Genomic DNA, 395 nt, shown 5'->3' with positions numbered 1-395 from the left:
ACCATCCCCCCACTCGCACCTTCAATATATACTACCTTCTGTCTTGAGTGTGCACCTCTCAACTATTCTCTTAAACGCATGATTGACATCTTTACGCTCTTTATCGTCACATTCTTTTTTTTTTTTTTTTATTCGCCGCCCCCCCCCGCCCCCCCCCCCTCCCCCCCCCCCTCTCCCCCCCCCCCCCCCTCCCCCCCCCCCCCCCCCCCCCCCCCCCCCCCCGCGCGGGGGGGGGGGGGGGGGGCCCCCCCGCCGGGCGGCCGCGGCCCCAACGGGAAAAACGCGCCCCCCACGTTGGGATAGGCCCACGGAAAGACCGCCTCCGTAAAAGGTGCCCCCCCCCCCCCCTTTGAAGGAGTCAAGGGCCGCTACCCGCTTTTTGCGGGAAAGAGGAC

The organism is Microbispora sp. CSR-4 (assembly GCF_008033685.1).
Classification (GTDB): domain Bacteria; phylum Actinomycetota; class Actinomycetes; order Streptosporangiales; family Streptosporangiaceae; genus Microbispora.
The sequence above is the reverse complement of the archived record's forward strand: the minus strand, read 5'-3'. Positions refer to the sequence as shown.